This window comes from Bradyrhizobium lablabi (assembly GCF_900141755.1).
GTDB lineage: Bacteria > Pseudomonadota > Alphaproteobacteria > Rhizobiales > Xanthobacteraceae > Bradyrhizobium > Bradyrhizobium lablabi_A.
In genome coordinates, this window is record NZ_LT670844.1 from 1,017,575 (window position 1) to 1,036,615 (window position 19,041).

At 61.9% G+C, this 19,041-nt stretch carries 16 protein-coding genes and 2 pseudogenes; 13 read left to right on the forward strand and 5 right to left on the reverse strand.

Annotated features, from left to right (window positions below; all coding sequences use genetic code 11):
- Positions 1-50: 50 nt before the first annotated feature.
- The 4 genes and pseudogenes from B5526_RS04840 to B5526_RS04855 all read right to left on the reverse strand — a co-directional run.
- Positions 51-362, reverse strand: a pseudogene (locus B5526_RS04840) (metalloregulator ArsR/SmtB family transcription factor); the annotation flags it as partial.
- Positions 359-1,228 (reverse strand): annotated as a pseudogene (locus B5526_RS04845) (MBL fold metallo-hydrolase); the annotation flags it as partial. The pseudogenes B5526_RS04845 and B5526_RS04840, both read right to left, overlap by 4 nt.
- A gap of 29 nt (positions 1,229-1,257) precedes the next feature.
- Complete coding sequence (locus B5526_RS04850; protein WP_079537176.1) at positions 1,258-1,923, reverse strand: peroxiredoxin; 666 nt, start codon at positions 1,921-1,923, stop codon at positions 1,258-1,260.
- Positions 1,920-2,366 carry a TIGR01244 family sulfur transferase gene (locus B5526_RS04855; protein ID WP_154071132.1) on the reverse strand — a complete coding sequence of 149 codons (447 nt, stop codon included), beginning with the start codon at positions 2,364-2,366 and terminating at the stop codon, positions 1,920-1,922. Before B5526_RS04855 ends, B5526_RS04850 begins: the two co-directional genes overlap by 4 nt.
- Before the next feature lie 102 nt (positions 2,367-2,468).
- Between B5526_RS04855 and B5526_RS04860 the strand changes: the two genes are divergently transcribed.
- From B5526_RS04860 to B5526_RS04910, 11 genes are all read left to right on the forward strand, one after another.
- Positions 2,469-3,731, forward strand: a complete 1,263-nt coding sequence (locus tag B5526_RS04860) for an NAD(P)/FAD-dependent oxidoreductase (RefSeq protein WP_079537178.1) — start codon at positions 2,469-2,471, stop codon at positions 3,729-3,731.
- A gap of 222 nt (positions 3,732-3,953) precedes the next feature.
- Positions 3,954-4,091: a hypothetical protein gene (locus B5526_RS38365; protein ID WP_172841970.1), complete on the forward strand. Its 138-nt coding sequence runs from the start codon at positions 3,954-3,956 to the stop codon at positions 4,089-4,091.
- A 263-nt stretch (positions 4,092-4,354) separates the two neighbouring features.
- A complete protein-coding gene (gene oxlT / locus B5526_RS04870; protein WP_079537180.1) occupies positions 4,355-5,668 on the forward strand; it encodes an oxalate/formate MFS antiporter in 1,314 nt (437 codons plus the stop codon).
- A gap of 281 nt (positions 5,669-5,949) precedes the next feature.
- On the forward strand, positions 5,950-6,378 hold the full coding sequence (locus B5526_RS04875) for a CBS domain-containing protein (protein ID WP_079537181.1): 429 nt from the start codon (positions 5,950-5,952) through the stop codon (positions 6,376-6,378).
- A 103-nt stretch (positions 6,379-6,481) separates the two neighbouring features.
- On the forward strand, positions 6,482-7,501 hold the full coding sequence (locus tag B5526_RS04880) for a 2-dehydropantoate 2-reductase (RefSeq protein WP_079537182.1): 1,020 nt from the start codon (positions 6,482-6,484) through the stop codon (positions 7,499-7,501).
- Positions 7,502-7,636: 135 nt separating this feature from the next.
- Entirely contained in the window at positions 7,637-8,632 is a 996-nt protein-coding gene (locus B5526_RS04885; protein ID WP_079537183.1) for an NAD(P)H-dependent flavin oxidoreductase, read from the forward strand.
- A gap of 32 nt (positions 8,633-8,664) precedes the next feature.
- On the forward strand, positions 8,665-9,633 hold the full coding sequence (locus B5526_RS04890; RefSeq protein ID WP_079537184.1) for a zinc-binding dehydrogenase: 969 nt from the start codon (positions 8,665-8,667) through the stop codon (positions 9,631-9,633).
- An 11-nt stretch (positions 9,634-9,644) separates the two neighbouring features.
- Complete coding sequence (locus B5526_RS04895) at positions 9,645-10,484, forward strand: SMP-30/gluconolactonase/LRE family protein (RefSeq protein ID WP_079537185.1); 840 nt, start codon at positions 9,645-9,647, stop codon at positions 10,482-10,484.
- A 122-nt stretch (positions 10,485-10,606) separates the two neighbouring features.
- Positions 10,607-11,986, forward strand: coding sequence for a cation diffusion facilitator family transporter (locus B5526_RS04900; RefSeq protein WP_079537186.1), 1,380 nt, complete (start codon positions 10,607-10,609; stop codon positions 11,984-11,986).
- A gap of 374 nt (positions 11,987-12,360) precedes the next feature.
- Complete coding sequence (locus B5526_RS04905) at positions 12,361-14,685, forward strand: PAS domain-containing sensor histidine kinase (protein ID WP_079537187.1); 2,325 nt, start codon at positions 12,361-12,363, stop codon at positions 14,683-14,685.
- Positions 14,686-14,955: 270 nt separating this feature from the next.
- Complete coding sequence (locus tag B5526_RS04910; protein ID WP_172841971.1) at positions 14,956-16,662, forward strand: adenylate/guanylate cyclase domain-containing protein; 1,707 nt, start codon at positions 14,956-14,958, stop codon at positions 16,660-16,662.
- Between the two features lie 80 nt (positions 16,663-16,742).
- On the opposite strand, the gene B5526_RS04915 is transcribed toward B5526_RS04910, so the two are convergent.
- A complete protein-coding gene (locus B5526_RS04915; RefSeq protein ID WP_079537189.1) occupies positions 16,743-17,522 on the reverse strand; it encodes an IclR family transcriptional regulator domain-containing protein in 780 nt (259 codons plus the stop codon).
- A gap of 131 nt (positions 17,523-17,653) precedes the next feature.
- Here B5526_RS04915 and B5526_RS04920 point away from each other — a divergent pair, with 131 nt between their 5' ends.
- A complete protein-coding gene (locus tag B5526_RS04920; protein ID WP_079537190.1) occupies positions 17,654-18,490 on the forward strand; it encodes a TauD/TfdA dioxygenase family protein in 837 nt (278 codons plus the stop codon).
- 168 nt (positions 18,491-18,658) lie between these two features.
- The gene (locus tag B5526_RS04925) at positions 18,659-18,979 is read left to right on the forward strand and encodes a 2Fe-2S iron-sulfur cluster-binding protein (RefSeq protein WP_079537191.1); all 321 of its coding nucleotides are present in this window, start codon (positions 18,659-18,661) and stop codon (positions 18,977-18,979) included.
- Positions 18,980-19,041 lie beyond the last annotated feature (62 nt).

The following is a 19,041-nucleotide window of genomic DNA, read 5'->3' on the forward strand; positions in this document are numbered from 1 at the left end:
GGCGTGGCCTGTGGCGCCGGGACGGCAGACGTGAGATCCGGCATCTCTCCACAAAAAATCTGGTGCAGGGTCGCAAGCAGGGCGACCGCTCGCTGATCCGAAATCCGGTAGAAGACCTGCTTGGCCTCGCGACGCGCCTCGACGATGCCGCTCTCACGCAGCTCGGCGAGCTGTTGCGACAGGCTTGGCTGGCGAAGACCGAGATCGGTTTCCAGATCGCCCACGGAGCGTTCGCCGTCGAGCAGCGCGCAGGCGATCATGAGCCGGTTTGGATTGGCGAGGCTCTTCATGAACGAGCTGGCAGCCTCCGCCTTCTCGCGCGTGACCGTAGAGTCGCGTTTCTGTGGCTTGCGCATGATCATTCCCAGGCCGCGCCCGGAAGCGCATCGAGCGGAAATTTGAGATAGCGTCTGCCGTTGTCCTCGGACTCGGGAAGACGCCCGCCACGAACGTTCACCTGCAGGGCATGCAGGATCAGCTTCGGCATCGGGAGCGTCCGGTCGCGGGCCTCGCGCAGAGCGATGAACTCCGCCTCGCTCTTGCCGACCAGATGCGGGTTCAGGCGCTTCTGGTCGCCGACCGTGCTTTGCCAGCGCGGCTCTCGCCCGCCCGGTTGATAATCGTGACCAGTAAAGACCCGGGTCTCATCGGGAAGCGCGAGAATGTCCTGGATCGACGCCCACAGCGTCTTGGCGCTGCCGCCGGGAAAATCGGCGCGCGCCGTGCCGCTATCCGGCATGAACAGCGTGTCGTGGACGAAGGCGGCGTCGCCGATCACATAGGTGATCGAGGCGAGCGTGTGTCCGGGCGAGAACAGCACATGCGCGTTGAGCGAGCCGACCTTGAAGCGGTCGCCATGCTGGAAGAGACAGTTCCATTGCGAACCGTCGGATGGCAGCGACGGCAAGTTGTAGATGCCCTTCCAAAGGCGTTGCACGTCGACGACACGCTCGCCGATCGCCGTCGGCGCACCCGTCTTCTCGTGCAGATAATGCGCGGCCGAGAAGTGGTCGGCGTGCGGATGGGTGTCGAGAATCCATGCGACCGTCAGGTCATTCTCGGCGACATAGGCGAGGATGGCGTCCGCGTTGACGGTCCCGGTCGCGCCCGACTTCTCGTCGAAGTCGAGCACGGGATCGATGATGGCGCAGGCCCTGGTGGCCGGATCGCCGACGACGTACTGGATGCTCGAAGTGCGCGGGTCGAAAAAGCCTTTGACGTCGGGTTTGACGCGCGTGATCTGGTTCATCATCCGCCTCATAGTTTTCTCAGGCGGTAATACCAGTCCAGCGTGTCGCCGGACGCGCCTGATTCATTGAGGGCATCGACGGTGATCGGCGCCGGCTCGATCACGGCATCGCCGTGCCGCCAGCCTTCCGGCGTTGACACGGCTTCCCGGTCGGTGGTCTGCAGCGCTTCGACGAGACGGAGAATTTCCTCGACAGAACGGCCGGTCGACATCGGATACCAGACCATCGCGCGGATCAGGCCGTCAGGATCGATGACAAAGGTCGCCCGCACGGTGGAGCTGTCGGCCGCGTCCGGATGAATCATGCCGTAGGCGGCGGCGATCGCCATCGACGGATCCTCGGTGATCGGGAACGGCACCGTCACATCGAAGCGTTCGTGGATCGAGCGCACCCAGGCGATATGCGAGTACAGGCTGTCGACGGAGAGCGCCAGGAGATCGCAGCCCAGCGCCTGGAAGCGGTCGTAGGCTTTCGAGAAGGCGACGAACTCGCTGGTGCAGACCGGCGTGAAATCCGCTGGATGCGAGAAGAACACCAGCCAGCGGCCGCGATAATCGTCCAGCGATCGCTTGCCCATGGTGGTGCGGGTTGAGAAGCGAGGCGCGGGGCTGCCGATCAGCAGCGGCCGGGTAACGACGGCCGGCGCCGGTCGTTCAAGGATGGGCTCGGTCATTTGTGATCTCCTGCAGAACCGTTGCGGTGGGCGGCAAGCCAGGCCCGGGCCGCGTTCGTGTCGACGCCGAGCTCTCTCGCCTTGGCAAGCAGTTCCTCGTCAGAAAGCGAATCGAGATCACCCGAGAGAACCCAAAGGTAGAAGGAGCGTGCGCCGCTCCTGCAGTGCGCGACGACAGGACCGGGCGCCTGCTCGATCGTCTCCTTGAGAAGCCGAGCGTCCTGTTCGGTCATGCCCATGGTCGTCACGGGAATGTGGACATAGCCGAGCCCAGCTGCGCGAGCGGCTTCCGCTTCCACGGCTGAGCCGAGCTGGGTGGGATCTTCGCCGTCGGGCCGGTTGTTGACCACGGTCGTAAAACCAGACCGTCTAAACTCTTGAAAGTCCGAAAGTTTCGGCTGCGGCGCGACCGCGAGCTTGGCTGTGACTGCAATAGGTTTCATCGGGACCTCCTTGACGCCGGTCGATATCATTATATAATTAACTATAGTGAGATATGAAAAAATGCAAGTGAAAAAGATCTAACAAGAGCGAAGGAGGCGTCCATGGACGCAATCGTGCAAGAAGCAGCGGCAGGCATCGCAGAGGTGAAACATGCCATCGTGATCGTCGGGGGCGGCGCCGCCGGCATCACCGTCGCGGCGGAGTTGAAGCGCCATGACCCGGGCCTCGACATCGCCATTGTCGAGCCATCGGAGCTTCACTGGTACCAGCCGGGCTGGACGCTGGTTGGCGCCGGCGTCTTTAGCCGCAAGCAGACCGAACGGCGCGAGGAGAAGTTGATCCCGAAAGGCGTGACGTGGATCAGGGCCGCGGTGGCAAGCTTTGATCCGGACGAGAACGCGGTCCGGCTCTCGGACGGCCGGCAGGTCCGCTACGACTTCCTCATCGCCTGCCCCGGGCTCAAGATCGATTGGGACGCCATTGAGGGCCTGACCGACGCGCTGGGACGCAACGGCGTCTGCAGCAATTATCGGCCCGATACCGCCGAATACACATGGCAGCTGATCAAGAGCTTTCGCGGCGGCACCGCCCTGTTCACGCAGCCGGCCATGCCGATCAAATGCGCCGGCGCGCCGCAGAAGATCATGTATCTGATGGCCGACCACCTGCGGCGCAATCGCGAGCTCTCGGCCGCCTCGCTCGAATTCAACCTGGCGGGCGAGGCGCTGTTCGGCGTGCCATTCTTCGTTCCGCCGCTGCAGAAAGCGGTCGACGGCTACGGCATCAAGGTTGCTTACAAGCACAATCTCAAGGCGATCGATGGATCTACGAAGACTGCGCTGTTTTCCGTCACTGGCGCGGATGGCAAGGTCTCCGAGGTCGAAAAGCGCTTCGACATGATCCATGTCGTGCCGCCGCAGACCGGCCTCGACGTCGTCCGTGCAAGTCCGCTCGCGAACGCCGCCGGTTGGATCGAGGTCGATCCCGCCAACCTGCGTCATGTTCGCTATCCGAATATCTTTGCCCTCGGAGATGCGGCTTCCACGACCAACGCCAAGACCGCAGCGGCCGTGCGCATACAGGCGCCCATCGTGGTCGCCAATCTGCTGGCCGCCATGAAAGGCGAGCCGCTGACGAGAGCCTATGACGGCTACGGGTCGTGCCCCCTCACCGTTGCCTACGGCAAGATCGTGCTCGCCGAGTTCGCCTATGGCGGCAAGGTGACGCCGAGCTTCCCGCTCGACCCGCGCGTTCCCCGCCGCAGCATGTGGCTCCTGAAGACGAAGTTGCTTCCCTGGCTCTACTGGTCTCACATGTTCAAGGGCGGCGAGTTCGACATTCCTCACCGCGCGAGAGGCTGGTGACCTGCCGAGGGGCGTCCGGGCATTCTCCTGCCGTCGCGACCGAGTCGCTCGGCATGCCGATTCCAGATGATTGGGCCCTTTGGCTCGGGCCGGACAATGCTACCGCTTGCGGAACCAATTATGTTGCATTGCAAGAGCCAATATGCTGCTATGCAGGCGAATGCGTGGCGCTGGCATCTGGCATGCCTAGCTCATGTCTCGCTATCGCAACAAGGGAACAAAATGTCCAAGTCTGCCTCTATCGGCCTCGCACGCCCGGCCACATTTTTCGGCCGCGTGATGGCCGCGATCGATCGCCTGCTGATGGCGAACGCCAATATCGCTGTTCGTAACGGCGACCTCCCCTATTTCGGCCTCTGAGCGCTGCAAAAGCGCGGCGTTGCAGCAAGCCTGCACTATCGCGGACCAGACCCTGCAATCCGCTTCCCAGCCCCCGGTTTACCGGGGTCTTTTTTTGCCCTGCGTTCCGCGCCCGGAACCGCGGAGGCCGACAGCAAGCGACTGCGACATTTTGGACGCGACAACGCTGCAAAGGAAGTATGACTTGCGCTCTGGCATATCACATACCAAAATGGCTTCCGGGTAACGCTCGTCCAACAGAAGCGTGCCCTTGGGGAGAAACCATGACCGCCACCACTCGAGGGCCGGCGTCGCCGGTCTCTGAACGCACCTACTTCCGCTGGTTACAACTTGCGATGGGCGTCGTCTGCATGGCGATGATCGCGAATCTGCAATATGGCTGGACGCTGTTCGTCGACCCCATCGACGCCAAATATCACTGGGGCCGCGCCGCGATCCAATTGGCCTTTACGCTGTTCGTGGTGACGGAGACCTGGCTGGTTCCGATCGAAGCGTGGTTCGTCGACAAATACGGTCCACGTGCGGTGATCATGTTCGGCGGGGTGATGATCGCGATCGCCTGGGTGATGAACTCCTACGCCAATTCGCTGGTGCTGCTTTATGTCGCCGCGATCGTCGGCGGCATCGGCGCCGGCTCGGTATACGGCACCTGCGTCGGCAATGCGCTAAAATGGTTTCCCGACCGCCGTGGCCTGGCGGCGGGCGCGACCGCCGCGGGTTTTGGCGCCGGTGCTGCGATCACGGTGGTGCCGATTGCGAACATGATTGCGGCGAGCGGCTACCAGGCCGCTTTTCTTACATTTGGCATCGGCCAGGGCTTGATCGTCTTCATCCTCGCCTTTTTCCTGCGCAAGCCGGCGCGGGCGATGCCGATCAAGAAGAAGCAGCTCAATCTGCCCCAGACCAAGATCGACTTCACGCCGCCGCAGGTGCTGCGCAGCCCGATCTTCTGGGTGATGTATCTGACATTCGTGATGGTCGCCGCGGGCGGTCTGATGGCGGCGGCGCAAATCGCGCCGATCGCCCACGACTTCAAGATCGCCAATGAGCCCGTCGGTCTTCTCGGCTTCCAGATGGCGGCGCTGACCTTTGCGATATCGCTCGACCGGATCTTCGACGGCTTCGGCCGTCCGTTCTTCGGCTGGGTTTCCGACCATATCGGCCGCGAACACACGATGTTTATCGCGTTCGCGATCGGCGCCTTGATGCTGCTGACGCTATCGACCTACGGCCAAATCCCCATCGTCTTCGTGCTGGCGACCGCGGTTTATTTCGGCGTGTTCGGTGAAATCTACAGCCTGTTCCCGGCGACATCAGGCGATACGTTCGGAGCAAAATATGCCACCACCAACAACGGCATGCTGTACACGGCGAAGGGAACCGCCGCCCTGCTGGTGCCGCTCGCAAGCCTCGTCGCCTCCAAATATGGCTGGCAGGCGGTGTTCGTGATCGCCGTTGCGCTCAACGCGACCGCCGCGCTCACGGCGCTGTTCGTGATCAAGCCAATGCGACGCACTTTCATCCTGGGCAGTGAAGCGAGGTCGGATACTCGCGCCGGCGACGCCAGGGCCGCCTGATAACCCTTGCATTCAATGAAAAGAGGCGCACCGTGTGCGCCTCTTTTTTGCGCGGCTCAACGGAACGTAAAATGTGATAGCATGTTTGGTCTGCTTTCAACCTGAACGGGCGAGGCCCGAGGTGCGAGATCCAGGTCGTCCAAACGTCAAGATCACTGCCGTTTTTTTAAAGTTCGCGAGTGGCTGACGGCGTTAAAGCGAAATTTAATTGACGGTTGGCATAATGTATACCAATCTTTTCCACACGAAGAGGGTCCTGCGGCTCATCTAGGGAGGTTGCGATGCAAGTCGGAGACATCCTGTGTAAGAAAACTGCCCGCGTTGTGACGGTTCGAATGAACGAAACCGTCGCCATTGCCGCTCAATTGATGCGCGCCAGCAATATCAGCGCGCTGGTGGTCAAAGACGTGGTCCGGACCGAGGGCAACACCGCGGTCGGCATGTTCACCGAGCGCGACGTCGTCCGCGCCATTGCCGAGCATGGTGCTGCCGGCGTCAACCTGAAGGTCTCGCAACTGATTTCCGTGCAGCATCTCGTCTCCTGCAGTTCGACCGATACGCTCGAACAGGTCCGTTATCTCATGCACCGGCACCACATCCGCCATCTGCCTGTGATCGACAATTACTCCCTGATCGGCGTCATCAGCATGCGCGACATCGCTACCGCGCTCGATGAAGTGGCAGCGGTGCCAACCGTCTCGGCTGCCTGACAAGAGCTCCGCGTCGGCTGCGACCTCCCCGGCTTTGAGTTACCGCTCAAAGCCTGCAAGGAGTCGGTGCTGAAATTTCCACCAACTGCGCTGGAAAGTTTTCATGAAAATCTGCATCTATGGCGCCGGCGCGATCGGCGGATATCTGGGAGTGCAACTGCTGCGCGCTGGCGCCGACGTCAGCCTGGTTGCGCGCGGAGCGCATCTTGCCTCGATGCGCGAGAGCGGATTGAAACTGCTGATCGGTGATGAAGAACGCGTGGTGCAGCCACGCTGCACCGACAATCCTTCCGAGCTCGGACCGCAAGATTTCGTGATCGTCTGCCTGAAGGCACATTCCATCACCGGCGCGATCGAAGCGATGCAGCCGCTGCTCGGGCCACGAACGCGGATCGTCACCGCGGTCAATGGAATTCCCTATTGGTATTTTTACAAGCACGGCGGCCGCTTCGAGGGTTCGACGCTGGACAGCATCGATCCCGGCGGACGGCAATGGCGCGAGCTTACGCCAGAGCGGGCGATCGGATGCATCGTCTATCCCGCAACCGAGATCGAGGCGCCAGGCGTGATCCGCCATGTCTACGGCGATCGCTTCCCGATCGGAGAGCCGTCGGGCGAAATCAGTTCGGACGTTGAGCGGCTTTCCGCGCTATTCGTCGCGGCTGGAATGCAGGCCCCCGCGCTCGAGCGCATCCGCGACGAAATCTGGCTCAAGTTGTGGGGTAATGTCTGCCTCAATCCGATCTCGGCGCTGACCCATGCAACGCTCGATGTGATCTGCTCCGATCCGACCACGCGCGCGCTGTCGAAAGCGATTATGCTGGAAACCCAGGCGATCGCCGAAAGTTTTGGGGTCAAATTCCGCGTCGACGTCGAACGGCGGATCGAGGGCGCACGCAAGGTCGGCGCTCACAAGACATCAATGCTGCAGGATCTTGAACGCGGCCGCCCGATGGAGATCGATCCGCTGGTGACCGTGGTGCAGGAAATGGGGCGTTTAACGCAGATACCGACGCCAGCGCTGGATGCGGTGCTGGCGCTGGTTGCCCAGCGCGCCAAAATCGCCGGCCTATATGACGGAATTGTCCGCCCCACGGAAACAAAGGCCCTCGCCTTTGCATGATCGGACTGCCTGAGCCGCTTTCGCGCCCGGTAGACTTTTGCCGGGCATGACGCCATCCTGTCCTCCGAAATCTCGCAAAACACACACACACAGGCGCGCGATCAGCAGCGTCCGGGGAAACATCAGGGGTCAGGGATGATAAGAACTCGCTTTACCGAACTCGTCGGCGTCGAGCACCCGATCGTGCAGGGCGGCATGCAATGGGTGGGACGCGCGGAGCTGGTCGCAGCCGTTGCCAACGCCGGCGCGCTCGGCTTCATCACCGCGCTGACGCAGCCGACGCCCGAGGATCTGACCAAGGAAATCGTGCGCTGTCGCTCGCTGACCGACAAGCCGTTCGGCGTCAACCTCACCATTCTTCCCTCGATCAAGCCGCCGCCTTATGCGGAATATCGCCAGGCCATTATCGAGAGCGGCATCAAGATCGTCGAGACCGCCGGCAACAAGCCGCAGGAGCACGTCACCGAATTCAAGAAGCACGGCATCGTGGTCGTGCACAAATGCACCAGCGTCCGTCACGCACTGTCGGCGGAGCGCATGGGCGTCGATGCGATCTCGATCGACGGTTTTGAATGCGCCGGCCATCCCGGCGAGGACGACACGCCCGGCCTGATTTTGATCCCGGTCGCCGCCGACAAGGTCAAGATCCCGATGATCGCCTCGGGCGGGTTTGGCGACGGCCGCGGGCTCGTGGCGGCGCTGGCGCTCGGCGCCGAGGGCATCAATATGGGCACGCGCTTCATGTGCACCAAGGAGAGCCCGATCCATCAACTGGTGAAGGAACGCATCGTCGCCAATGACGAGCGCGAGACCGAGCTGATCTTCCGCACCATGCGCAACACCTCGCGGGTCGCCAAGAATGCAATCTCCACCAAGGTCGTCGCGATGGAGAAGGAAGGCGCAAAATTCGAGGACGTGCGCGAGCTCGTCGCCGGCGCCCGCGGCAAGATGGTCTACGCGTCAGGTGATGCCGATGAGGGCATCTGGTCGGCCGGTCAGGTGCAGGGCCTGATCCACGACATCCCCTCCTGCGCCGAATTGGTGTCGCGCATCATGCGTGACGCCGAAGCCATCATTCAGAGCCGGCTCGAAGGCATGATGTCCGGCGCCCAGCGCGTGGCGGCTGAATAAAGCCCTTCGCCTTAACAAAAAAGAGAAGAGCCATGAAAGCCTATGTCTACGGCGCCAACGGCCCCGCCATCACCGAGGTTGCGAAACCTGCGCCGAAAGGCACCCAAGTGTTGGTTCGCGTGCGCGCCTGCGGTCTCAATCGCGCCGATCTCGGCATGACCAAGGGCCATGCGCACGGCAGCGCCGGCGGCGTCGGCGCGGTACTGGGGATGGAATGGGCCGGCGAAGTTGCCGAACTTGGCCCGGATGCCAAAGGCGTCAAGGTCGGCGACCGGGTGATGGGCTCCGGCGGTGCTGCGTTCGCCGAATATACGCTCGCCGATCACGGCCGGGTGTTTAAAAACCCCTCGAACATGAATTTCGAGGAAGCCGCCACCCTGCCCGTCGCACTCGCCACCATGCACAATGCGGTCGTGACCAACGGCGCGCTGCAGCCGGGCCAGTCGGTCTTGATTCAAGGCGCGAGCTCCGGCGTCGGCCTGATGGCGATGCAGATCGCAAAACTCAAAGGCGCGAGCCTCGTGATCGGCTCTTCGACGGATCCGATGCGGCGTTCCCGGCTGAAGGAGTTCGGCGCCGATCTCGCGGTCGATTCCAGCGATCCCGGCTGGGTCGATCAGGTGCTGAAAGCGACCAGCGGCGAAGGCGTCGACCTGATCGTCGATCAGGTCTCGGGCAAGGTCGCAAGCCAGAATCTCGCCGCCACGAAAATAAAAGGCCGTATCGTCAATGTCGGCCGGCTCGGCGGCACCCGCGCCGAATTCAATTTTGATTTACACGCCGCGCGGCGCATTCATTATATCGGCGTCACCTTCCGCACCCGGACGATCGAGGAAATCCGCGAGATTTTTGACGAAGTCCGCAAAGATATCTGGCCCGCGGTTGAATCGCGAAAATTGCAATTGCCGATCGACAAGGTTTTTTCATTCGACGATATCGCCAAAGCGTTCGAGCACATGGAAGCCAACAGGCATCTCGGCAAGATCGTCGTGACGCTGTAAGCGCAATTACGATGCTAACTCGCGTACTCGACGGGGGTCGCTATTTCGAGGGGCCACGCTGGCATGGCGGCCGCCTCTGGTTTGTCGATTGCATGGATCGGACACTTCTGAGTCTCGATCCCGCCGGCAAATGCGAACAGCACGCGAAATTTGCGGACGACACTCCCTGCGGGCTCGGCATCTTGCCGGGAGGAAAACTCATCGTGTTGACGATGTTCCGCAAGCGTCTGATGAGCTACGCCGACGGCGAGCTTTCGCTCTACGCCGACCTGTCGGGAATAGCGACCGGTACGATCGACGACATGATCGTCGATGGATTGGGACGGGCTTATGTCGGCGATCTCGGCTTCGATTTGCCGCCGCCGCCGGATCGAGGCGCCGTCGGGCGCATCATTCTGGTGATGCCTGACGGCGCGAGGCGAGTTGTGGCCGATGGATTGCGGTTTCCCAACGGCATTGCGGTCTCCGCTGATAACAGCCGGCTGGTCGTCGCTGAAATGGATGGCGATTGCCTCGCCGAGTACGACATTGAGGCCGACGGTGGCCTGAACTTTCGCGCCCGATTTGGGCGTGTGAAATCTCCCGACGGCATCTGCCTTGGTCGTGACGGCGCCGTGTGGGTCGCATCCTTCGATGAGGACGCGTTCATTCGCCTGGACCGCGACGGGCGCGAGTTGCAGCGAATAAACGTGCCCGGCCGCCGCGCCATTGCCTGTGTTCTCGGCGGAGCGGAGCGGCGGACGCTGTTCTGCCTGAGTGCTGCGACGTCGCCCGAAGAGCTGCGGCAGCGTAAATCGTCTGCCCGCATCGATGTCGTGGATGTGGAAATTCCCGGGGCTGGCTATCCGTGAACGCTATGCGCTCCCTCTTTAAAATCGGAACAATTCGCAACAATCACTGCTGCAATTGATTGGCAACTAACGCATTCGATCGCGTCTTTAATCTTGCATGACGCCCTGCTACACCCCGGCCCATGAGCCATCCCGATCATATCGTAAAATCCCGCGTCGCGGCGATTTCCGTGTTCGCCAGCGCCGGCATGGCCGCGGCGAAATTCGTCGTCGGCATTGCGATCGGTTCGCTCGCGCTGGTCTCGGAAGCCCTGCACTCGTCGGTCGACGTGGTCGCGACCATCATCACCTGGATGGTGGTGCGGGTTTCCGACCGCCCCGCCGACAAGGAGCATCATTACGGCCATGGCAAGCTCGAGAGCATCTCCGCGCTTGGCATTATCGCGATGCTGTACGTGCTCTCCGGCGGCATTCTCGTCGAATCCTGGAGCCGGCTGCGCGAAGGCGCGCCGCCGCCGACGATCTCGGCCATCCCGTTCATCGTGCTGGTGGTCGATATCGCGGTGAACGTCTGGCGTGCGCGGGCGCTGCACCGGGCGGCGCACGACACCAAGAGCCAGGCGCTGGCGGCCGACGCGCTGCATTTTGCATCCGACGTGCTCGGCTCGGTCGCCGTCATCATTGGGCTTGCGCTTTCCGCGAAGGGCTACGCCTGGGGTGATGCCGCGGCCGCGGTCGCGGTCGCAATCATGATCGCGCTACTCGGATTGCGGTTGGCGCGCTCCACCGTCGAAACCCTGCTCGACCGCGCGCCCGAAGGCGCCGCCGAGCGCGCCACCGCCGCAATCCGGACCGTGCCCGGCGTGGTCGGTGTCGAACGTTTGCGGATGCGGATGGTCGGCTCGACGCATTTCATCGACGCCATTGTGCAGGTGCCGCGCACCTATCCGATCGACCGGGTCGAGGAGATCAAGCGCCGCGCGCAGGACGCCGTGACAAAGGCGCTCAAGGACGCCGATCTGACCTTCACCGCGGTGCCGGTCGCGCGCAACAATGAGAGCGTGCGCGAGCGCATCATGGTGATCGCCCGCAATTCCGGCCTCGCCGTCCACCATGTCACCGTGCATGATCTCGGCGGCAAATTGACGGTGAGCATCGATCTCGAGGTCGACGGCGAGATGGCGCTCAACGACGCCCACGCCATCGCCCACGAACTCGAGCGCCACATCCGCGACGAATTCGGCGAGGACGTCGAGGTCGACACCCATATCGAGCCGCTGGAGCCGGAACTGCCGCACGGCACCGACGCCGCGCCCGACCGCGTCGAAACCATCAAGACCGCATTGTCGCGCTTTGCCGCCGACACCGCGATCCATGACATCCATAATGTGCGGGTGCGCAACACCGACGCCGGCGAAATCGTCAATTTCCATTGCCGCGCCGCACCCTCGATGAGCGTGATCAGGGTTCACGAGAACGTCGATGCGATCGAGCGCGCGCTGCGCCGCGCGTTCCCGACCGTCAAGCGCGTCATCAGTCACGCCGAGCCGCCGAACGCGTAAAAGCATTTTTCCGCTCAATTCACCCAATACTCTTCGTCATGGCCGGGCATAGCCGTCTGAAGGACGGCGTCGCTTCCGCTCGCCTATGTCCCGGCCATCCACGTCTTTGTTGCGGCGATACTGGAAAGACGTGGATGCCCGGGACAAGCCCGCGCATGACGAACTCTGAAAACTGCGTTCTCGTTTCGGACTCGCTTCGCAAGTATTTTGCGGGGATTTCGGAACGCCGATTCCGTGTTGGACAAGATTTATTTTCATTAAGGAATTGTTGACTCTCGACAGCCCGCGAAAACTGGATTCAAATCGCCTTGATTCGGAAAGGGACTGGGGCTCTTCCGAACCGGTGCGAAACGGTTTTCGAGGGGGCTATAGGCATGGCGCGCGCACACGCGGCGAGCGCGTGCGTCCAATCCGATTCGATCAAGGGATTGGCGCAGTCGATCGCGAAACCGGCCTACCACAGGCTGTTGATAGCGGAGCCTGCGCTGCGCCGTGCCGTGCCCACCCTGATCATCGCCTTCCTGATCACCATTTGCCTCGGCGCGTTCGTGCAGGTGGTCGACCAGCACCGGCAGAAGCGTACGTCCATCAAACGCGACCTCACCGCAGTGGCCGATTTTCTCGCCGAGCGCATCGACCGCATCGCCGCGAACAGGCAGGATCGCGGCACGGCGTTCGATCGCCTGCAGCTGGTGCTGCCCGGCCTCATTCCGTCATGGGCCGTCGCATCCGGCCGGCACGTCATCGTCATCGGCGCCGACCAGCGCGTGCTGGCGCGGGTTCCGGTCGAAGCGGCGCTCGGCGACACCAGTCAACTGCTCGACATCATCAGCGCGGCGCTGCCGCTGTCGGGGCCGGGACAGCAGACCGGCGTCACCGACATCACGCTGCCGAACGGCAGCGGCGCGATGACGGTGCGGCGCGTGGTCAAGGCGCTGCCCGGCCAGGTCGTCATCATCCAGGAAAATGTCGATTCGCTGTGGCGCTCGGACGCGGCGCTGTCGGTGACGCTGTCGGCCACGACCGGCTTTGTCGTATTGATCCTGGGCTTTGCATTCCACTGGCAATCGACCCGCGCCCGCGAGGGCGATCTGATCAACGACGCGGTGCGCGGACGGATCGATACCGCGCTCAACCGCGGCCGCTGCGGCCTGTGGGACTGGGACCTGTCGCGCGGCAGGATCTTCTGGTCGCAATCGATGTTCACCATGCTCGGGCTCGACACCCGCAGCGATCTTTTGACCTTCGGCGAGGTCAATGCGCTGGTAAAATCCGACGACATCGACCTGTTCGCGATCGCCGACCAATTGATCTCCTCAAAAATCGACCATATCGACCAGACCTTCCGGATGCAGCACACCGATGGCCACTGGATCTGGCTGCGGGTCCGCTGCGAGCTCAGCCAGGGCGCGGCCGATGCCGGCCTGCATTTGATCGGCATCGCCGTCGACATCACCGAGCAGAAGAGCCTCGCCGAGAAGACCGTGGAGGCTGACCTTCGGCTGCGCGACGCGATCGAGACCATCCCGGAAGCCTTCGTGCTGTGGGATGCCGGCGATCGCCTGGTGCTGTGCAATTCGCATTTCCAGCGGCTGCACAAATTGCCGGACTCCGCGGTGACGCCCGGCACCTCCTATGAAACCGTGATCGAAGTCGGCAGCATGCCGGAGGTCCGCACCCGCCTGCCAGAGACCGGCCACCAGACGCCGGGCGCGCGCACCTTCGAGGCGCAGCTCGACGACGGCAGCTGGCTGCATATCAGCGAGCGCCGCACCAAGGACGGCGGCTACGTCTCAGTCGGAACCGACATCACCCGCATCAAGGAGCACGAACAAAAGCTGGTCGACAACGACCTTCGGCTACGCGCCACCGTGAGCGATCTGAAACGTTCGCAGGCCGCGCTGGAACGGCAGGCCATCGAACTCGTCGACCTCGCCGAAAAATATTCCAAGGAAAAAAACCGCGCCGAGGAAGCCAATCAGACCAAATCCAAATTCCTCGCCAATATGAGCCACGAGCTGCGCACGCCGCTCAACGCCATCATCGGCTTCTCGGAGATCATGGAAAGCGGCATGTTCGGCACGCTGGGATCGGAAAAATATCAGGAATATTGCCACGACATCCTGACCAGCGGCCATTATCTCCTGGAGGTGATCAACGACATCCTGGATATGTCGAAGATCGAGGCCGGCCGTATGAAACTCGACATGGAGCCGCTCGATTTGTCGAAGACATTGGCGGAATCGCTGCGCGTGGTATCGGGGCGCGCCGAGGACAAGCATCTCGTGCTCGCGACCGATATCGAGGGCACCATTCCCGTGGTGGCGGATCGCCGCGCCATCAAGCAGGTCATCGTCAATCTGTTGTCCAACGCGGTGAAGTTCACGCCCGACAGCGGCAAGGTCGTGGTCCGCACCCGCGTGCTCTCTGATTCCATCCTGTTGATGATCGCCGACACCGGCATCGGCATCGCCCCGCAATCGCTGGCGCGGCTCGGTAGACCCTTCGAGCAGGTCGAGAGCCAGCTGACCAAAACCTATCACGGCTCGGGGCTGGGATTGGCGATTGCGCGCTCGCTGACCAATCTGCACGGCGGATCGATGCGGCTGCGCTCAAAACTCGGCGCCGGCACCGTCGTCTGCATCTCGCTGCCGCGCGACGGCCGCAAGACGCGAGCGAAATTGCCGGTGGCGGCTTAGAGCCTGATCGGCTCGCATTGAATCAGAAGCCGTTTTCCGGTCGCGGACTTCTCATGTGTAATCTTGCGCGACGCATTTTATGGACTCTGTTAAGCTATTTCCCTTCCTGGCATCGTTACAGTGCCAATACCGGGCCTGCTCGTGCATCCTAGGTGGTCGCCGCCCCGCGTTTGCCGAAATCCGGCGAAGCTGCTTAAATCGAGTCTCTAACTGAGAAGTGCAAGCAAAGAGCTTGCGGACGCGCCTTGCTTGATGTCGCTTGGGCCCCAAATGACGATCCGCAAGAAAATCTTTCTTCTTGCCGGCATCTTGCTGGCGCTGTTTGGCGTCGTGGTCGGCGTCCTTGCCATTGTTCAAAAGCTGGACAGCGATCAAATCGGCAACATTGCCGAATACGAGCTGCCGCTGACGCGGCTGGTTGCAGAGCTCGATGTCGATACCGACAGGTACGAACTCGGTATTTTGCGTGCGCTGCGGCTTGATCCCCTGAATCCGCCGGAACTGGCGGCGGCAATTGCCGCCAAGAACGACGTCGGCAACGAATTGCGCGCCGATGTCGACACGGCAACGACATTGCTCGCCAAGGCGATCCAGGACCCGGGCTACCGGGCCTCGGAGCGCGTCGAACTGGCGCGCATCGAAGGATCGTTCAAGTACCTGACCCGCAGCCTCGAAGGGTTTCTCGCCACCGGCGAGCAGACCATGGCGGACCTTGCCGAGGGCCGGCGCGAGGATGCCCGGACGGCCTCGCTTGGCTTCGCCAAATATGCCCAGGCTTTTGGGCCGGATCTATCCGAGATCCGCCGCAACCTCGCCGGTCTCACCGATCGCGCCACCCGCAACGTGCTCGCGAGACAACGGCTCAATAGCTATTTGAGCTTTGGCTTGTTCCTGGCCGCCTGCGGTCTCGGCCTCGGCATCAGCGCCGTGGGATCGGCGCGTGTCGTCGGTGCGCTGCGCCAACTGGTGGTCCGCACCCGCGCCATCGAGGCCGGCACGGATTCGGAGCCGCTGTCGATTCGCACGCGCGACGAGGTTGGCGAACTCGCGCTGTCGTTCAATCGCATGGTCGAGGAGCTTCGCACGCGGGAACGCATCAAGGATACGTTCGGCAAGTTTGTCGACCCGCGCATCGTCACCCGTTTGATCGGCAGCGGCGCCGAACAGGCCGAGCGCCGCACGCTGACGATCTTCTTTTCCGACATCAAGGGTTTTAGCGGCATCAGCGAGCAACTGACCGCCAGCGCCGTCGTCAACCTGCTGAACAGCTATTTCGGAACGGTCGCCGAAATCATTCACGCCCATCGCGGCTTCATCGACAAATATATCGGTGACGCCGTCATGGCATTTTGGGTCTCACCGTTCTCTGCCGGCGACGATCACGCCAGCGACGCCTGCCTCGCGGCGCTTGCACAACAGGAAGCGATGATCCTGCTTCGCGCCCAATTGCCCGAGATCACGGGAATGCGACGCAATCCCCCGGAGCTTGCTATCCGCATGGGGATAGCCACCGGCGAAGCCGTGGTCGGGACCATCGGCTCGGATTCGTCGCGGACTTATACCGTGATCGGCGACACGGTGAACCTCGCCTCGCGTCTCGAGAGTATCAACAAACTCTATGGCACCTCGCTCATCCTCAGCGAGGAGACCTATCGAACGGCGCAACATGTCATCGAGGCACGCGAGCTCGATCTTGTCACCGTCGCCGGCAAGACCGAGCCGGTTCGTATCTATGAGGCCATGGGCCGCGTCGGCGAGATCGCGCCGGAGCGGATTGCGCTTCGCGAGATGTTTGCCAACGGTCTTGATGCCTATCGCCGTCAGGACTGGGATGAGGCGCAGCGATGCTTCGAAAGCTGCCAGCTCAGCGACGCCGAAGATGGACCTTCGCGCCTGTTTGTCGGCCGCGTCAGCCTATTGCGCAACACTCCGCCGCCAGCCGATTGGGACGGCGTCTGGCATTTTAAAGAGAAATGACAACGTTCAGTGCAATTCATCGGCGGTCGAGAGCAGATCACCTGGGACGTGAAGTCCAAGCGTTTTCGCTGAGGTAGCGATTAATTCGCACTGTCCTGCGCCGCGAGCGCTGTCACAATGGCGCGCGCAGTTGCGTTGAGCGATCCGAGGTAGCGATCGGCCGCTTGTTCATGCGTCATCACGGATCTGGGAAAACGCATCACGAGGCAGGCGAGCACCTGGCGGCCCTGCCTCACGGGAACCGCGAGCCCGAGCACCTTGTAGGGGCGCGGCGATAGCGTCACGGCGTAGCCACGGCGCCGAACTACGGCGAGATGCGTCTCGAGCGCTTGGGTGTCTCGCATACCTAAAACGCCGAGCTCGTTATCGGGAAGCAACTCCCGGATCAAACGCCGCCGCTCGTCCGCCGGACAGAAGGCCAGATAGGCCTGCCCGAGCGCGCTGGGGATGAGCGGATAGGTCCGATTGTATCCAGCTCGCTCGAACGACAGCGGGCTTTGCGGAGCGGTGCTGTGGAGAAGCGCCACAACGCCATCCCGGAGCTTGGCGAGCCCGATCGGCCAATTGTGTTCCCGGGTAAATTGGCTCATCGCAGGCATTGCGGCATCAACGATGCGGTCGATGAAGCGAAGGCCGATGGAGAGTGCCAGCACATTCTCGGTGATCCGGTAGCCGGCTTCGCTCGAAATGCGGGCGCCATATCCCGCGGCGATCAGAGTGTCCAGGAGGCGGATCAGCGTTGGCTTGGGCAGACCCGTGGCAGCGCGCAGATCGCCGAGACTGCTCGCGGATTTGCGATTAAGCGCCTCGAGCAACTTCAGGGCTCGCACCACTGGTTCTACTGGTTTGCTAGCACCCATGCCGAAAATGCCTTTCCCGCCGGTATTCCGTAATACGGAATCTGCTCAGAATCAGCAAGCTGATTTGCTTTTATTCCGGCAAAGAACGCCAAGACGCGCGAACAGACCAGCGTCGATATGGAGGAAATGCAATGGCATATCAGTCAATCGAAGTGCGAAAGCTGACCCCGACAATCGGCGCGGAGATCTTCGGCGTCGATCTCGGCAAGCAAGTCGGTAACCAGCAATTCCAGGAGGTGCATGACGCGCTGATGGAGAACCTGGTGATATTCTTCCGGGATCAAAAGCTGACGCCGGAGCAACAAAAGGATTTCGGCCGCCGGTTCGGCAAGCTGCATGTGCACCCAAACGCACCACAGCTGATCGAAGGCCATCCCGAAATCCTGGTGATTAAGGCTGACGAAAAGTCGAAACGGGTGGCTGGAGAAGAATGGCACTCCGACGTGTCCTGTGACGGGGAGCCGCCTATGGGCTCGATCCTCTACATGCATGAGACACCTGCTAACGGCGGCGGCGACACCATGTTCGCAAATATGTATGCCGCCTACGATGCCCTGTCGGAACCGATCCGGCATTTGCTTGAGGGCTGCACGGCGATCCATGACAGCAACAAGGCGCATCCCTACCGCCACAAGGCGACCGATCGCGCCGACATGCAATTTCCGAAATCGGAACATCCGGTGATCCGCACCCATCCGGTGACCGGACGGAAAGCGCTCTACGTCAACCGGGGCTTCACCACACATATTCCGCAGTTAAAGAAGCCGGAGAGCGCAGCGCTGCTCGAGATGTTGCACCGGCATGTTGAGACGCCGGCATTCATGTGCCGCTTCAAATGGCAGCCCGGCTCGATTGCCTTCTGGGACAATCGCAGCACGCAGCATCATGCGCTGTGGGATTATTTCCCGGAGCGACGCTACGGTCATCGCGTGACCATTTGTGGCGACAAGCCATTTTTTCGCGGCTGAAACGGTTCTTTCGGACAGCGAGCGGCGGCGATACCGGCGCTCGCGACAGACACGGGCGAACAAAGCGCCGCGGAAAGACCACGCAAACTAACCGCACGCCATGTCGCTGCCGATGAAAGAGCGCGCAGCGCGACGTCGCGATCAATCAACCGGAGGAAAAAAGCGGCTATGCCGAAGGTCACCTATATCGGATACACCGGAACCGAGCACGAAATCGAGTTGCAATCAGGTCTTTCGGTGATGCAGGGCGCGATCAACAACTGCATCGTCGGCATTGACGCCGACTGCGGCGGCGAATGCGCCTGCGCGACCTGTCATGTGTATGTCGATCCTCGCTGGCTCGAAAAGGTCGGGCCTCAGGGATCACAGGAGGCCGCGCTGCTCGACTTCGCCGCGCTCGCAAAACCCAATTCGCGTCTGTCATGCCAAATCAAGATGACCGATGAGTTGGACGGCCTCGTCGTCAACTTGCCTGAGGCTCAGCACTGACCGCGAGCTCGTCGACCGCGCTTTTGGAATCAGTCCTCGCTATTGGCAGACATTTGGAGAAT